The organism is Xanthomonas sp. LMG 12460 (genome assembly GCF_009192895.1).
GTDB lineage: Bacteria > Pseudomonadota > Gammaproteobacteria > Xanthomonadales > Xanthomonadaceae > Xanthomonas_A > Xanthomonas_A sontii.
The window spans coordinates 27,469-42,594 of sequence record NZ_NKUH01000029.1 but is presented as its reverse complement, the minus strand read 5'-3'; the positions used below and the strand labels follow the sequence as shown (position 1 = coordinate 42,594).

The 15,126-nt window shown below is 70.6% G+C and carries 10 protein-coding genes; 8 read left to right on the top strand and 2 right to left on the bottom strand.

The features are described 5' to 3' along the window. Nucleotides 1-126 precede the first annotated feature (126 nt). Nucleotides 127-1,629, bottom strand: coding sequence for an aldehyde dehydrogenase (locus CEK66_RS07215; protein ID WP_152236406.1), 1,503 nt, complete (start codon nucleotides 1,627-1,629; stop codon nucleotides 127-129). Between the two features lie 70 nt (nucleotides 1,630-1,699). After that, nucleotides 1,700-2,248, bottom strand: a complete 549-nt coding sequence (locus CEK66_RS07210; RefSeq protein WP_017909934.1) for a cupin domain-containing protein — start codon at nucleotides 2,246-2,248, stop codon at nucleotides 1,700-1,702. A gap of 199 nt (nucleotides 2,249-2,447) precedes the next feature. Between CEK66_RS07210 and CEK66_RS07205 the strand changes: the two genes are divergently transcribed. The 8 genes from CEK66_RS07205 (at nucleotide 2,448) to CEK66_RS07170 (ending at nucleotide 14,953) form a co-directional block, all read left to right on the top strand. Beyond that, a complete protein-coding gene (locus CEK66_RS07205; protein ID WP_167521989.1) occupies nucleotides 2,448-3,824 on the top strand; it encodes an aspartate aminotransferase family protein in 1,377 nt (458 codons plus the stop codon). A gap of 64 nt (nucleotides 3,825-3,888) precedes the next feature. Further along, nucleotides 3,889-5,001, top strand: a complete 1,113-nt coding sequence (gene ald / locus CEK66_RS07200) for an alanine dehydrogenase (protein ID WP_017912338.1) — start codon at nucleotides 3,889-3,891, stop codon at nucleotides 4,999-5,001. Between the two features lie 26 nt (nucleotides 5,002-5,027). Then, entirely contained in the window at nucleotides 5,028-6,536 is a 1,509-nt protein-coding gene (locus CEK66_RS07195) for a CoA-acylating methylmalonate-semialdehyde dehydrogenase (protein ID WP_152236405.1), read from the top strand. Nucleotides 6,537-6,772: 236 nt separating this feature from the next. Next, nucleotides 6,773-7,087: an EthD family reductase gene (locus CEK66_RS07190; protein WP_017908811.1), complete on the top strand. Its 315-nt coding sequence runs from the start codon at nucleotides 6,773-6,775 to the stop codon at nucleotides 7,085-7,087. Nucleotides 7,088-7,249: 162 nt separating this feature from the next. Next, nucleotides 7,250-8,095 carry a plasmid replication/partition related protein gene (locus tag CEK66_RS07185; RefSeq protein WP_152236404.1) on the top strand — a complete coding sequence of 282 codons (846 nt, stop codon included), beginning with the start codon at nucleotides 7,250-7,252 and terminating at the stop codon, nucleotides 8,093-8,095. A 151-nt stretch (nucleotides 8,096-8,246) separates the two neighbouring features. Next, on the top strand, nucleotides 8,247-9,488 hold the full coding sequence (locus CEK66_RS07180) for a DUF445 family protein (protein WP_152236410.1): 1,242 nt from the start codon (nucleotides 8,247-8,249) through the stop codon (nucleotides 9,486-9,488). A 297-nt stretch (nucleotides 9,489-9,785) separates the two neighbouring features. Further along, the gene (locus CEK66_RS07175; protein WP_226978526.1) at nucleotides 9,786-13,913 is read left to right on the top strand and encodes a CHASE domain-containing protein; all 4,128 of its coding nucleotides are present in this window, start codon (nucleotides 9,786-9,788) and stop codon (nucleotides 13,911-13,913) included. Beyond that, the gene (locus tag CEK66_RS07170) at nucleotides 13,910-14,953 is read left to right on the top strand and encodes an HD domain-containing phosphohydrolase (RefSeq protein ID WP_017914776.1); all 1,044 of its coding nucleotides are present in this window, start codon (nucleotides 13,910-13,912) and stop codon (nucleotides 14,951-14,953) included. Before CEK66_RS07175 ends, CEK66_RS07170 begins: the two co-directional genes overlap by 4 nt. The last annotated feature ends 173 nt before the right edge of the window (nucleotides 14,954-15,126 follow it).

The following is a 15,126-nucleotide window of genomic DNA, read 5'->3' as shown; positions in this document are numbered from 1 at the left end:
GCGGCTTCAGCCGCGACAGGGTTCACCGGGAAAGCCGTCGCGGCTGAAGCCGCTCCTACCACGTCGCAGCCGCGGCGGCGCGCTTCAACGAATCTCCACTCCCCACTCCCCACTTCCCAATCCCGGCTACTCACCCAGATTGATCCACGTCGCCTTCATCTCCGTGTACTTGTCGAAGGCGTGCAGCGACTTGTCGCGGCCGTTGCCCGATTGCTTGTAGCCGCCGAACGGGGCGGTCATGTCGCCGCCGTCCCAGTAGTTCACCCACACGCTGCCGGCGCGCAGCTTGCGCGCCACGCGGTGCGCGCGGCCGATGTCGCGGGTCCACACGCCCGCCGCCAGGCCGTAGTCGCTGTCGTTGGCCATGCGCAGGGCGTGCGCCTCGTCGTCGAAGGCGATCACCGACAGCACCGGGCCGAAGATCTCCTCGCGGGCGATGGTGTGTTCGTGGCCGACCTCGTCGAAGATGGTCGGCTCCACGTAGCAGCCGCCGGGCACCACTTCCACGCGCTTGCCGCCGAGCAGCAGGCGCGCGCCTTCGGCGTTGCCGCGGGCGATGTAGTCGAGCACGCGGTGGGTCTGGGTCTCATCGACCAGCGCGCCCATCGCCGCGTCGTCGTCGAACGGATGCCGCGGCTGCAGCGCGCGGCCGGCGGCGACCACGCGCTCGACGAAGGCATCTTTGATCGAACGCTCCACCAGCAGCCGCGAGGCCGCGGTGCAGACCTCGCCCTGGTTGTAGAAGATCGCCGCGGCGGCCGCCTGCGCCGCCTGTTCCAGGTCCGGCGCATCGGCGAACACCAGGTTCGGGCTCTTGCCGCCGCATTCCATGTACGCGCGTTTCATGTTCGACAACCCGGCGCACTGCAGCAGGCGCCGGCCGACCGCGGTGGAGCCGGTGAACACCAGCCCGTCCACGTCCATGTGCAGCGCCAGCGGCTCGCCGGCGCCCTTGCCGAAGCCCGGCACCACGTTGAACACGCCGTCGGGAATACCCGCCTCGGCGACCAGTTCGGCCAGGCGCAACGCGCTCAGCGGCGATTTCTCCGACGGCTTCAGTACCACCGAGTTGCCGGCGGCCAGCGCCGGGGCAATCTTCCACGCCGCCATCAGCAGCGGGAAATTCCACGGCACGATCGCGCCGACCACGCCCAGCGGCTCGCGGGTGATCAGGCCCAGTTCGTCCTGTCCGGTCGGCGCCACTTCGCCGTACAGCTTGTCCACCGCCTCGGCGGTCCAGGACAGGCAGCGCACCGTCGCCGCCAGGTCGACCCGGCGCGCATCGCGCACCGGCTTGCCCATGTCCAGCGACTCCAGCAACGCCAGTTCGTCGGCATGGCGTTCGACCAGTTGGGCCAGCGCCAGCAGGGTCTTCTTGCGCTGCGCCGGCTTGGCCTGCGACCAGTGCCCGGCCTCGAAACTACGCCGCGCCGCGGCCACCGCGCGGTCGATATCCGCGGCCTCGCCTTCGGCCACGCGGCCGAGCAGGCGGCCGTCGATCGGGCTGATGCAGTCGAAGGTCTTGCCACTGGCGGCATCGACGTAGCGGCCGTCGATGAAGGCCTGGGTCCGCGGACGCAGCGTGTCGGCCAGCGCCTGCCAGGCGTCGCGGGTGCGGGGTGCGGTCATCGGAAACTCCTGCTGCGGCGGAAGGATCGGAAGCACGCGACGGCCGGCGGCGGCGCGGCGCGCATGCGAGTCAGAAGGTGGCCGGCGTATTGGCGCTGACCAGCACCGCCGTCTCGCGGCCGACGTTGCGGAAGCGGTGCGGCACCCGGCTTTCGAAATAGTAGCCCTCGCCCGCGCGCAGCACCCGCACCTGGCTGCCGACGGTGATCTCCACCTCGCCGGCCACCACCACCCCGCCCTCTTCGCCGTCGTGCACCAGCATCGCGCTGCCGGTGTCGCTGCCCGGCGGCATCACCTCGCGCAGGATGCACATCTGCCGCTGCGGGCGATGCCGGCCGACCAGGTAGTAGTGGATGCCGTCGCTGCCGACGTCGGGCAGTTCGTCGGCGCGGTAGAACGGCGCATCGGCCTCGCCCGGGTCCAGGTCCTGGGTGAAGAATTCGGCCAGCGAGATCGGGATGCCATCCAGCACCTTCTTCAGCGAACTCACCGATGGGCTGACCTTGTTCTGCTCGATCAGCGAGATGGTGCTGTTGGTCACGCCCACCCGCTTGGCCAACTCGCGCTGGCTCAGGCCGTGGGCGGTGCGAACCCGATGCAGGCGGGCGCCGATATCCATCGCGAATGGGAACGCCGGTGGCGGTGTTGCCGGATACTTTACACACCCGCCCCGGACGGTCAATTTCGGGCGGCGCGCCCGTGTTGCGGCGCAACCAGGAAAAGCCCGCCCGATTCGCGCGCACTGCGACACGCCGGGTCACACCCGGCGCAGCGGCATGGTGTAAAGTTTTTTCAACATCCCTCGCGTGGAGCCTGCGATGCGCCCTCAGCCGCCCCTCTCGTCCCAGGCGCTGTCCGACCATTACGCCGCGCAGGCCACCCGCGCGCCGGACACGCTGGAGGCGTTCTGGATGCCGTTCACCGCCAACCGCCAGTTCAAGGCGCGGCCGCGGCTGCTGGCCTCGGCCGAGGGCATGCACTATCGCAGCGTGGACGGGCGCCAGATCCTCGACGGCACCGCCGGCCTGTGGTGCTGCAACGCCGGCCACGCGCGGCCGCGTATCGTCGAGGCGGTGGCACGGCAGATCGCCACGCTGGATTTCGCGCCGACCTTCCAGATGGGCTCGCCGTTGCCGTTCGTGCTCGCCGAGCGGCTGGTGGAACTGGCGCCGCCGGGCCTGGACCACGTGTTCTACACCAATTCCGGCTCCGAGTCGGTGGACACCGCGCTGAAGATCGCACTCGCCTACCACCGCGCCCGCGGCGAGGGCCAGCGCACGCGCTTCATCGGCCGCGAGAAGGGCTACCACGGCGTCGGCTTCGGCGGCATTTCGGTCGGTGGCCTGCCGAACAACCGCAAGGCGTTCGGCCCGCTGCTGCCGGGCGTGGACCATCTGCGGCACACGCTCGACCTGGAGCGCAATGCGTTCTCGCGCGGCCTGCCGACCCATGGCGCGGAACTGGCCGAGGACCTGGAACGGCTGGTGACGCTGCACGATGCCTCCACCATCGCCGCGGTGATCATCGAGCCGATCTCCGGCTCGGCCGGGGTGGTGCTGCCGCCGCACGGCTACCTGCAGCGCATCCGCGAACTGTGCGACAAGCACGGCATCCTGCTGATCTTCGACGAGGTCATCACCGGCTACGGGCGCGTCGGCCACGCCTTCGCCGCGCAGCGCTTCGGCGTGACCCCGGACATGATCACCACCGCCAAGGGCCTGACCAACGGCTGCGTGCCGATGGGCGCGGTGTTCGTGTCCCACGCCATCCACGAGGCGTTCGCGCACGGTCCGGCCAACGCCATCGACCTGTTCCACGGCTATACCTACTCCGGCCATCCGCTGGCCTGCGCCGCCGCGCTGGCAACGCTGGACACCTATGCCGAGGAACAGTTGTTCGACAAGGCGATCGAGCTGGGTCCGGTGTGGGAGGAGGCGATTCATCGGCTGCGCGACCTGCCGCACGTCATCGACATCCGCAACTTCGGCCTGATCGGCGCGATCGAACTGGCGCCGCGCAAGGGCGCGCCCGGCGCGCGCGCCTACGAGATCTTCGAGCGCTGCTTCCATGAAGGCGACCTGCTGATCCGCGTCACCGGCGACACCATCGCGCTGTCGCCGCCGCTGATCGTGGAAGCCACGCACATCGAGCGCATCTTCGCGGTGCTGGCGGACATGATCCGCAGCACACCCTGACCCCTCCCTCACCCAACCCACCGCCCGCGCTCCCCACGCGCTGCGTCTGCCTGGAGAACCGCTCATGCTGGTCGGCGTTCCGAAAGAGATCAAGAACCACGAATACCGGATCGGGCTGACCCCGTCCGGAGTGCGCGAACTGGTGCTGCACGGCCACCAGGTGCTGGTGCAGCGCGGCGGCGGCCAGTCCATCGGCCTGACCGATGCCGAGTACGAGCGCGCCGGCGCACGCATCGCCGAGGATGCGGCCAGCGTGTTCGCGCAGGCCGAGATGATCGTCAAGGTCAAGGAACCGCAGCCGGAGGAGTGCGCGATGCTGCGCCCTGGGCAACTGCTGTTCACCTACCTGCACCTGGCGCCGGATCCGCAGCAGGCCGCGGCGCTGCAGCGCTCCGGCTGCACCGCCATCGCCTACGAGACCGTCACCGACGGCCACGGCGGCCTGCCGCTGCTGGCGCCGATGAGCGAGGTGGCCGGGCGCATGGCGATCCAGGCCGGCGCGCATGCGCTGGAGAAGGCGCAGGGCGGCTCGGGCGTGCTGCTCGGCGGCGTGCCCGGGGTCAAGCCGGCGCAGGTGCTGGTGATCGGCGGCGGCGTGGTCGGCATCAACGCCGCGCGCATGGCGATGGGCCTGCATGCGCGGGTGACCGTGCTGGACCGCTCGCTGGAGCGGCTCAAGTACCTGGACGAACTCTACGGCCAGCAACTGACCACGCTGTACTCCACCCGCGATGCGATCGAGCAGTGCCTGCCGCACACCGACCTGGTGATCGGTGCGGTGCTGATCCCCGGCGCCGCCGCGCCCAAGCTGGTGTCGCGCGAGCAACTGGCGCTGCTGCGGCCCGGCTCGGTGCTGGTGGACGTGGCGATCGACCAGGGCGGCTGCTTCGAGACCAGCCACCCGACCACGCACCAGCAGCCGACCTACGAGGTCGACGGCATCGTGCATTACTGCGTGGCCAACATGCCCGGCGGCGTCGCCCGCACCTCCACCTTCGCCCTGACCAACGCCACCCTGCCGTTCGTGCTGCTGCTGGCCGAACACGGGCTGCAGGCGCTGCGCGACGACCAGGACCTGCGCAACGGCCTCAACGTGCACGCCGGCAAGCTCACCCACCGCGCGGTGGCGCAGGCGCTGGGCCAGGAGTTCGTGCGGCCGCTGGACGCGCTGGGCTGACGCTGTCCATCCGAGGATCGAACACGATGCGCGACACCCTGTCCCACTACATCGACGGCCAGCCCGTCGCCTTCCGCGGCGACGAGCACGCCGAGGTCTTCGACCCGGCCACAGGCGCCGTCCAGCGCCACGTGCCGCTGGGCGCCGCGCATGCGGTGGAGATGGCGGTGCACGCCGCCAGTGCCGCCTTCCCCGGCTGGGCGGCGACGCCGCCGCTGCAGCGCGCGCGGGTGCTGTTCCGCTTCCGCGAGCTGCTGGAACGCCGTGCCGACGCCTTGGCCCGCTGCATCAGCGTCGAGCACGGCAAGACCGTGACCGACGCACGCGGCGAAGTGGTCCGCGGCATGGAAGTGGTGGAGTTCGCCTGCGGCATCCCGCACCTGCTCAAGGGCGAGCATTCGCACGACGTCGGCCGCGGCGTGGACGCCTGGAGCGAATACGCGCCGCTGGGCGTGGTGGCCGGCGTCACCCCGTTCAACTTCCCGGCGATGGTGCCGCTGTGGATGCTGCCGGTGGCATTGGCCTGCGGCAACAGCTTCGTGCTCAAGCCCTCCGAACACGCGCCCTCGGCGTCGCTGCTCCTGGCCGAATGGCTGCACGAGGCCGGGTTGCCGGCCGGCGTGTGCAACGTGGTGCACGGCGCCAAACCGGCGGTGGACGCACTGCTGGCGTACCCGCAGGTGCAGGCGCTGAGCTTCGTCGGCTCCACCGCGGTGGCCGCCGACCTGTACGCGCGCGGCAGTGCGCTGGGCAAGCGCGTGCAGGCGCTGGGCGGGGCCAAGAATCACCTGGTAGTGCTGCCCGACGCCGACCTGGACGATGTCGCCGACGCCCTGCTCGGGGCCGGCTACGGCTCGGCCGGCGAACGTTGCATGGCGATCTCGGTGGCGGTGTGCGTGGGCGACGCGCTGGCCGATGCGCTGGTGGCCAAACTGGCGCCGCGCGTGGCCGCGCTGCGCCTGGGCGCGGGCCAGGCCGACGCCGGCCGCGACGAGCCGGACATGGGCCCGCTGGTCAGCGCCGCGCACCGCGAGCGCGTGCTCGGCTACATCCACAGCGGCGTGGCCGAGGGCGCACGACTGGTCGTAGACGGCCGCCCGGCGAGCGCGGCCGACCACCCGGACGGCTTCTTCCTCGGCGGCAGCCTGTTCGACCACGTGCGCAGCGACATGCGCATCTACCGCGAAGAGATCTTCGGCCCGGTGCTGTGCGTGGTGCGGGTGGCCGACGCCGCCGCCGCGCTGCGCCTGATCGCCGACCACGACTACGGCAACGGCGCGGCGGTGTTCACCCGCGACGGCGGCGCGGCGCGTGCGTTCGCGCGGCAGGTGCAGGCCGGCATGGTCGGCATCAACGTACCGATCCCGGTGCCGATGGCGTTCCACAGCTTCGGCGGCTGGAAGCGCTCGCTGTTCGGTCCGCTGCATGTGCACGGCCCGGATGGAGTGCGCTTCTACACCCGGCTCAAGACCGTCACCGCGCGCTGGCCGGAGGCCGCGGCCGGCGCCGAGTTCGCGATGCCGACGATGCGGTAAAGGGCTGGGAATGGGGAATCGGGAATAGGGAATCGCAAAAGCGCCGCGGCGCCCGCATCGGGCAACCCGGCAACCGCATCACTTGCTGTTGCTCTTGCTGTTGCGATTCCCCAATCCCCATTCCCCATTCCCGGCCCTGCGCCCACCGCAGCGCAACACACGCCGACCATTCCCGGGTGTAGCCTTGCGCCACCCGGCGCCCGGCCGGGACCCACCGCCGCCACAGGAGCCGCTCCATGATCAAGGTCAGCGTGATGTACCCGTACACGCCAGGCGCCCGTTTCGACCATGCCTACTATCGCGATACGCACATGCCGCTGCTGCAGGCGCGCATGGGCGCCGCCTGCCTGCGCTACACCGTGGACAAGGGCCTGTCCGGCGGCACCCCCGGCAGCGACCCGACCTACGTCGGCATGTGCCACATCTTCAGCGAGTCGGTGGAGGCCTTCCAGGCCGGCTTCGGCCCGCATGCGGAGGAGATCCTCGGCGACATCAAGAACTACACCGACCTGACGCCGGTGATGCAGATCAGTGAGGTGGTGGTGGGGTGAAGCCGGGAATGGGCAATCGGGAGTAGGGAATCGGAAAGCGCCGCATGCGCGAACGACTCAGGCCATGCGGCCGCGACACGCGCTGTTGCCATTCCCGATTCCCCGTTCCCGATTCCCGGCCTCTACAATGCCGCCCCCGTCGCCACGCCGCACCGCCCGTTGATGAACATCGTTGTCAAAGAAGACCTCAAGGCCTATATCGATCCGCTGACCGCCGACGAATACGCTGCCCTGGAACGCAGCCTGCTGGCCGAGGGCTGCCGCGACGCGCTGGTGCTGTGGGGCGACATCCTGGTCGACGGGCACAACCGCTACGGCATCTGCCAGAAGCACGGCCTGCCGTTCCAGACTGTGCAGAACACCCGCTTCCAGTCGCTGCAGGACGTGCACCTGTGGATGATCGACCAGCACCTGGGCCGGCGCAGCGTCTCCGACTTCCAGCGCGGCGTGCTGGCGCTGCGCAAGCGCGAGATCCTCGCCGAGCGGCGCGCCAGCGCGGCTGCCGCAGAGGCGCCCGCAGCCGACGCCACTGACCCGGACGCGGCTGGCGAGACCGCCAACGACACCGACACCGACACGCCACCCTGGGCCGACGCACCGGCACCGCTCAGCCGCGCCGAACTGGCGCGCGTGGCGCGGCTCAGCAACAGCCAGGTGGTGCAGATCGAGAAGATCCAGAAGCAGGCCGCGGCCGAGGTGGTGGAAGCGGTCAAGTCCGGTGCGATCTCGATCAATGCCGCCGCGGCAGTGGCCAGCCTGCCCGAGGAGGAACAGCGCGCCGCGGCGATGGCCGGCAAGGACGAGCTGAAGCAGGCCGCCAAGCGCGCCCGCGAGTCCAAGCGCAAGCCCAAACCGGCGCCTGCGGACGCCGCCGAGGACGCGGCCCCGGCGGCGGATGCCGAGGGCGACACGGCGGCCACGCTGCGCCAGCGCGTGGCCGAACTCGAGGCCGAGAACCAGGCGCTGCGCGAGGAAGTGGCGGCGCTGCGCGCGCAGTTGCCGGGCTGATCCACGCGCACCGGCCATCCGTGCCGCGGCCGGATGACCTCGCCGCCGCGCATGCAACCGCGCTCACCGCGCACTGCGTAGACTCGGCCGCATGAGCGTGTCTTCCGCCCCTGCCCTGCCCCCCGATCCGCGCCGCGCGCAGCTGCGGCGCATGAAGCTGCTGGCGGCGCTGTTGCTGCTGGCGATGCTGTGCGGCTTCCTGCTCAGCCATGCCATGGGCCTGCACGGGGTGTGGGCCTGGGTCGGCGCGTTCTGCGAAGCGGCCACGGTCGGTGCGCTGGCCGACTGGTTCGCGGTGGTGGCGCTGTTCCGGCACCCGCTGGGCCTGCCGATTCCGCACACGGCGATCATCCCGCACGGCAAGGCGCGCATCGCCGACAGCCTGGCGGTGTTCGTGCGCGATCAGTTCCTGGAACCGGGCGCGCTGCTGGCCAAGCTCAGCGCGTTCGATCCCGCGGCGCGACTGGGCCAGTGGCTGGCCGAACCGGCGCAGTCCGCACGGCTGGCCGATCTGGCCCGCGGCTGGGCGTTACAGGCGCTGGACCTGCTGGACGAAGCCGCGGTGCGGCGCCGCATCCATGGTTTCGTGGTGGCGCGGCTGCGCGACTGGGACGCCGCCGCCACCGCCGGCGAACTGCTCGGCCTGCTCACCGCCGACGGCCGCCACCACGCACTGCTCGACGAAGCGCTGACCCGGCTCGGCCGGCACCTGGACGATGCCGCGGTCAAGCAGCGGGTGTCGGCGATGATCGTCAAGTACGCGCGCCGCGAGTGGCCCAAGCTGGTCGGCACCGTGGAATGGGTGAAGCCGGTGGAAGGCATCGCCGACACCCTCGCCGAGCGCCTGGCGCACGCGCTGCTGGACGAACTGCAGGAGGTGCTGTCGCAGCCGCAGCATCCGTTGCGCCAGGACTACGAGCGCTGGCTCGGCGGCTACGTGCAACGGCTGCGCGCCGATCCCGCCACCGCCGAGAAAGTGCAGGCGCTGAAGCAGCGGCTGATCGACCACCCCGGCGTACAGGCGTACGTGCAGGGCCTGTGGGATCAGATCCACAGCGCGCTGCGCGAGGACCTGTCGCGCCAGGACGGCGCGCTGGTGCAGCACCTGCAGCGCGCCCTCGGCGCGCTCGGCCAGTCGCTGGCGCAGGATCCCGCCCTGCGCGAGGCGCTCAACCAGCACCTGCTCGGCGGCGCCGAGCGGCTGACCCAGCGCCTGCGCAGCGGCGTCACCGAGCACATCGCGCAGACCGTGAAGGGCTGGGACGAACGCCACCTGGTCGAGCAACTGGAACTGAGCGTGGGCCGCGACCTGCAGTACATCCGCTTCAACGGCACCCTGGTCGGCGGATTGATCGGGCTGGCGCTGCACGCTGCCGTCACGCTGCTTGGCTGAGCGTGCATGACAAGGATGCACTGCGCCGCTGGAGCGGCCGGCCCGCTGCCGACGCACGATGCGACGCACGCACCCCACGACGGACCGCCGACCCGCGGCACCCGGTGCCATCCACGCAGCAAGGTGTAGACACGCCTCGACTCTTTGGACCGAAGGGCTGGCGCGACAGCCACGCCCGCGCTAGCGTTGGGGGACGACCTGCGGGGCCTGCGTCGCCGCTGTGAACGCCATCCCGCAACCGGTCGGGGGGAAGCCGATGCGCGTGCCGAACGCGCGTTCGCCAGAGGAAAGGGGAGCATGTCGAAGAAACGCCGGACACCCATCGCCGGCCCTGCGCGGCTTGCGCGGCTCGCCGCCCTGGCCGTGCTGGCCGTCGGGCTGCTCGCCGCGCTGCTGATCGCGCATGGCGTGCAGCAGCGCAACCGCGCGCAGGCGCAGGCGCGCTTCCAGCAACTGGTCTCGCACGTGGCCGGCGATCTGCGGCAGCGCCTGGACATGTACGAGCATGGCCTGCGCGGCGCGCGCGGTGCGGTGATCGCGGCCGGCGGCGACCGCATCTCGCGCGAGCGCTTCTCCCGCTACAGCGCCTCGCGCGACTATCTGCGCGAGTTTCCCGGGGTGCGCGGCTTCGGCTACATCCAGCGGGTGCCGCGCGCCGACGAGGCGGCGTTCCTGCAGCAGGCCCGCGCCGACGGCGCACCGTCGCTGCAGATCCGCGAACTGGCCCCGCACGAGGGCGATCGCTTCGTCATCGTCTACATCCAGCCGACGCAGTCCAACACGCCGGCACAGGGCTTCGACATCGCCTCCGAACCGGCGCGACGCGACGCGGCGATCGCCGCCGCGCACTCGGGCAAGCCCACCATCACCGCGCCGATCCGCCTGGTGCAGCGGCCGGGGCTGGGCAAGAGCGGCTTTCTGCTGTTGTTGCCGGTGTATCGCGAAGGCCTGCCGCTGCAGACCCCGGAACAGCGCTGGCAGGCCACCAGCGGCTGGGCATACGCCCCATTGAGCATCGCCGAGGTACTGGCCTCCTCCGACGACCACCGCAACGAACTGCAGCTGAGCCTGGCCGACAGCCTGAACCCTGGGCAGCCGTTCTATCGCGACGACGCCACACCGATCCTGGCCGGAGGCCCCACCGCCGAGCGCACCCTGGCGGTCTATGGACGCCAGTGGCGTATCGGTGCACGCGCCACGCCGGGCTTCGTGCGCTCGCTCGACCAGACCTCGCCGCTGTTCGCCGGCGCGCTGGCCGCCGGTATCGCGCTGCTGCTCGCCACCCTGCTGTACGTGTTCCTGACCAGCCTGCGCCGCCGCGACCTGATCCTCAGCGAGCAGAGCCAACTGGCCGCCCTGGTCGCCGGCACCAGCGAAGCGATCGTCGCCGAAGACCTGAACGGCCGCGTGACCCACTGGAATCCCGCGGCCAAGCGCATCTTCGGCTACACCCCGGAGCAGGCCATCGGCCAGCCGCTGCAGCGGTTGCTGGGCGCGCACGTCCGCGATCCCATCGACAGCGGCGACGGCGTCCGCGAGCTGCGCCACCGCGATGGTCACACCGTCAGCGTCCTGGCCAGCGTCTCGCCGATCGCCGGCACCCGCGGCGGCACCATCGGCCATTCGCACCTGCTGCACGACGTCACCGAACAGGTGCGCGCGCAGGCGCGGGTGCTGGAGCTCAACGCCACGCTGGAGCAGCAGGTGGCCGAGCGCACCAGCGAACTGGTGACCTATTCGGCGCTGCAGCGCGCGATCCTGGCCAATGCCGGCTACGCGATCGTCGCCACCGACCCGGACGGCGTCATCACCCTGTTCAATCCGGCCGCCGAACTGCTGCTCGGCTACGCCGCGCACGAGCTGATCGGGCGCAAGGCCACCGGCCTGTTCCTGGATCCGGAACAGCTGAGCGCACGCGCCGAGCGCATGGCCGCGCAATCGGGCATGCCGGTGCAGCCCTCGTTCGAGTCGGTGGCCGCGCTGTCCACGCTGGGACGCAGCGACACCCGCGAATGGACCTACCTGAGCAAGGATGGCCACGCCTTCCCGGTCTTGCTGACCCTGAGCACGCTGCGCGACGACGACGACCGGGTGATCGGCTACCTCGGCATCGCGGTCGACCTGACCGAGCAGAAGCGGCGCGAGCGCGAGCTGCGCCTGGCGATCGACGCGGCCGAAAGCGCCAACCAGTCCAAGAGCGATTTCCTGGCCAACATGAGCCACGAGATCCGCACGCCGATGAACGCGATCCTGGGCATGCTGTACCTGCTGCGGCACAGCGCGCTGTCGCAGGCGGCGCAGGACATGATCCAGAAGATCGAGCTGTCCGCACGCAACCTGCTGGAGATCATCAACGACATCCTCGACTTCTCCAAGATCGAGTCCGGACGCATCGACCTGGAATCGGCGCCGTTCGATCTCAACGAGTTGCTGGAGAACATCGCCGCGCTGATGACCTCGGCGAACAGCGCCAAGCCGGTGGAGATGATCGTCGAGCCGCTGCCGCCGGGCTGCCGCTGGTTGCGCGGCGACGCGCTGCGCTTGAACCAGGTGCTGATCAACCTGGTGGGCAACGCCATCAAGTTCACCGAACAGGGCGAGGTGGCGCTGTCGGTGCGCGCCTTCCCCGGCGCCGAACCCGGCAAGCTCAAGCTGCTGTTCTCGGTGCGCGACACCGGCATCGGCATCCCGCGCGAGAAGCAGAGCCTGATCTTCTCGCCGTTCCTGCAGGCCGACACCTCCACCAGCCGCCGCTACGGCGGCAGCGGCCTGGGCCTGACCATCAGCCGGCGCCTGGTGGAGCTGATGGGCGGGCAACTGGAAGTGCAGAGCGCCCCCGGTCAGGGCAGCGATTTCTACTTCGTCATTCCGTTCACGGTGGCGCCGGCACCGGCCGACGACGCCGAACCGGCGCAGGCGCGGCGGGTGCTGATCGCCGACGACCACGACCTGGTGCGGCGCAGCCTGACCGACATCGCCAACGGCTTCGGCTGGCAGGTGGAAGCGGTGTCCAGCGGCACCGCCGCCTTGGCCGCGGCCGCGCCGGAACGGGCCGAGTTCGACGTGATCCTGCTGGACTGGCGCATGCCCGACCTGGACGGGTTGAGCGTGGCCCAGCGCATCCGCGCGCAATCGGCACCGGACCGGCAGCCCATCATCGTCATGGTCACCGCTTACGAGCGGCGCATGATCCAGGAGCAGCAGCCTGGCGTCGCCGACGTGGATGCGGTGATGACCAAGCCGGTCACCGCCTCGGCCCTGCAGCGCACCATCGCCATGCTGCTGGCGCGTCGCAACGGCGAGCTGCCCGCGGCAGCGCCCGGCGACGGCGTCGCACGCCTGGCCGGGGCCCGCTTGCTGGTGGTCGACGACAGCGACATCAACCGCGAGGTCGCGCAGCGCATCCTCGAAGGCGAAGGCGCGCTGGTCGAGCTGGCGCAGGACGGCGCCCAGGCGCTGCAGCGGCTACGCCGCGATCCCGGCCGCTTCCACGTCGTGCTGATGGACGTGCAGATGCCGACCATGGACGGCTACGAAGCCACCCGGCAACTGCGTGCCGATCCGGACCTGGCCGCCGTGCCGGTGATCGCCCTCACCGCGGGCGCCTATCGCCAGCAGCAGGAGATGGCGCTGTCCAGCGGCATGAACGGCTTCATCGCCAAACCGTTCCAGGTCGAGGACCTGATCGCGATCATCCGGCGGTTCCTGCCGCCGAACCTGACCTCGCTGCCGCTGCTGCCGCTGGCGGTGCCACCGCCGGTGCTGCCGGCGGACGACTGGCCGGTCAGCGACCCTGCGTTGCTCGATACCGTCCAGGCGCAGCGGCTCTGGGGCGAACGCGAGCCGTATCGGCGCTATCTGCTGAAACTGTTGCAGGAACATCCCGACCCGGCGGCCAGCGTCCGCACCCTGGTGGAAGCGCAACGGCCGGCCGAGGCCATGTCGCTGGCGCACAAGTTGCGCGGCTCGGCCGGATCGCTGGCCTTGCCGGCGTTGAGCATCGCCAGCGCCGCCCTCGAAGAACGCTTGAGCACGGCGCCGACGCAGGCCGATGCCGAGATCGCCGCGCTGGCCGCGGCGATGGCCGACACCGCGGCCGAAGTGCTGCGCTTCGCCGACGCCACCCAGGGTGCGGCGCCACCCGCGGCAGCGAACCTCGCCGCGGTCGATCCGGCGACGCTGCAGGCGTCCTGGTATCAGGTGCTGCAGGTGCTGGACAGCGACGATCCGGACCGCATCGACCGCACGCTGCGGCAACTGGCGCCGGTCCTGCCGGCGGCACAGGCCGCCGAACTGCAACTGTTGCTGGAGAATTTTTCCTTCCGCGAAGCCGAGGCTCAAGTCAGGCGATGGCTGGCCGATGATCAAAATCATAAGAGTGCGCCGCCCGCGCAGCAGCGCGTATCAGACGGGAACACGCCATGACCCAGCCTTGCATCCTCTGTGTCGATGACGAACCCAGCAACCTGGCGCTGATCCGCCAGCTCCTGCGCGAGGACTACGCGCTGGTGTTTGCCAAGAACGGCGCCGAAGCCCTGCGCGGGGTGGCCAAGCACCGCCCGGCGCTGATCCTGCTGGATGTCGACCTGCCCGACATCGACGGCTACACCCTCGCCCGCACCCTGAAGGAAGATGCGCGCAGCGCGGCGATCCCGATCATCTTCGTCACCGGCAAGGACAAGGACACCGACGAGAGCATCGGGTTCGACGCCGGCGGCGTGGACTACATCACCAAGCCCTACTCGCCGAGCATCCTGCGCGCGCGGGTGCGCACCCACCTGTCGCTGGTCAGCGCCACCAGCCTGGCCGACAGCCATCGCGACGCGATCCAGATGCTGGGCATGGCCGGCCACTACAGCGACTCGGACACCGGCACGCATATCTGGCGCATGGCCGCCTACGCCCGCGCGCTCGCGCTGGCCGCCGGCTGGTCGTGCGAGGACGCCGATCTGCTGGAACAGGCCGCGCCGATGCACGACACCGGCAAGATCGGCATCCCCGATGCGGTGCTGAAGAAGCCCGGGCCGCTGGACGCCGACGAGTGGCAGGTCATGAAGCGGCACCCGCGGATCGGCTACGACATCCTCAGCCGCAGCAGCGCGCCGCTGTTCCGGCTCGCCGCCGAGGTCTCCCTGTACCACCACGAGCACTGGGACGGCGGCGGTTACCCGGCCGGCGTTTCAGGCACGCAGATTCCCGAATCGGCACGGATCGTGGCGCTGGCCGACGTGTTCGATGCGCTCACCTCACCGCGTCCGTACAAGGACGCATGGCCGCTGGAACAGGCGATGGCGCTGTTCCGCGACAAGGCCGGCAGCCAGTTCGAGCCGCGTCTGGTCGAGTTGTTCGAGGCGATCCTGCCGCAGATCCTGCAGATCCAGGCGTACTGGAACGAGCGCGAGACCGAGGATGACCCGCCGCCACGCGGCAAGGCGCAGGCCGCGCTGGGGCATCACGGCAGTTGATACAAGCCCCTCTCCCCCCGGGACAGGGGTTGGGGTGAGGGGACGGCGCGAAGCGACGCGCAGAGATCGAGGACACGCGGCGTCGCCCGTCCCCTCACCCGCCCCTTCGGGGCCCCTTCTCCCAGATGGAGAAGGAACAGCGCACTACGCTCCGCGATGGGCGTGACCGGTCA

Coding starts and splice junctions, on each gene's coding strand:
- CEK66_RS07175 (WP_226978526.1), top strand. CDS start 9,786: ATGTCGAAGAAACGCCGGACACCCATCGCCGGCCCTGCGCGGCTTGCG.
- CEK66_RS07190 (WP_017908811.1), top strand. CDS start 6,773: ATGATCAAGGTCAGCGTGATGTACCCGTACACGCCAGGCGCCCGTTTC.
- CEK66_RS07185 (WP_152236404.1), top strand. CDS start 7,250: ATGAACATCGTTGTCAAAGAAGACCTCAAGGCCTATATCGATCCGCTG.
- CEK66_RS07180 (WP_152236410.1), top strand. CDS start 8,247: ATGAAGCTGCTGGCGGCGCTGTTGCTGCTGGCGATGCTGTGCGGCTTC.
- ald (WP_017912338.1), top strand. CDS start 3,889: ATGCTGGTCGGCGTTCCGAAAGAGATCAAGAACCACGAATACCGGATC.
- CEK66_RS07215 (WP_152236406.1), bottom strand. CDS start 1,629: ATGACCGCACCCCGCACCCGCGACGCCTGGCAGGCGCTGGCCGACACG.
- CEK66_RS07195 (WP_152236405.1), top strand. CDS start 5,028: ATGCGCGACACCCTGTCCCACTACATCGACGGCCAGCCCGTCGCCTTC.
- CEK66_RS07210 (WP_017909934.1), bottom strand. CDS start 2,248: ATGGATATCGGCGCCCGCCTGCATCGGGTTCGCACCGCCCACGGCCTG.
- CEK66_RS07170 (WP_017914776.1), top strand. CDS start 13,910: ATGACCCAGCCTTGCATCCTCTGTGTCGATGACGAACCCAGCAACCTG.
- CEK66_RS07205 (WP_167521989.1), top strand. CDS start 2,448: ATGCGCCCTCAGCCGCCCCTCTCGTCCCAGGCGCTGTCCGACCATTAC.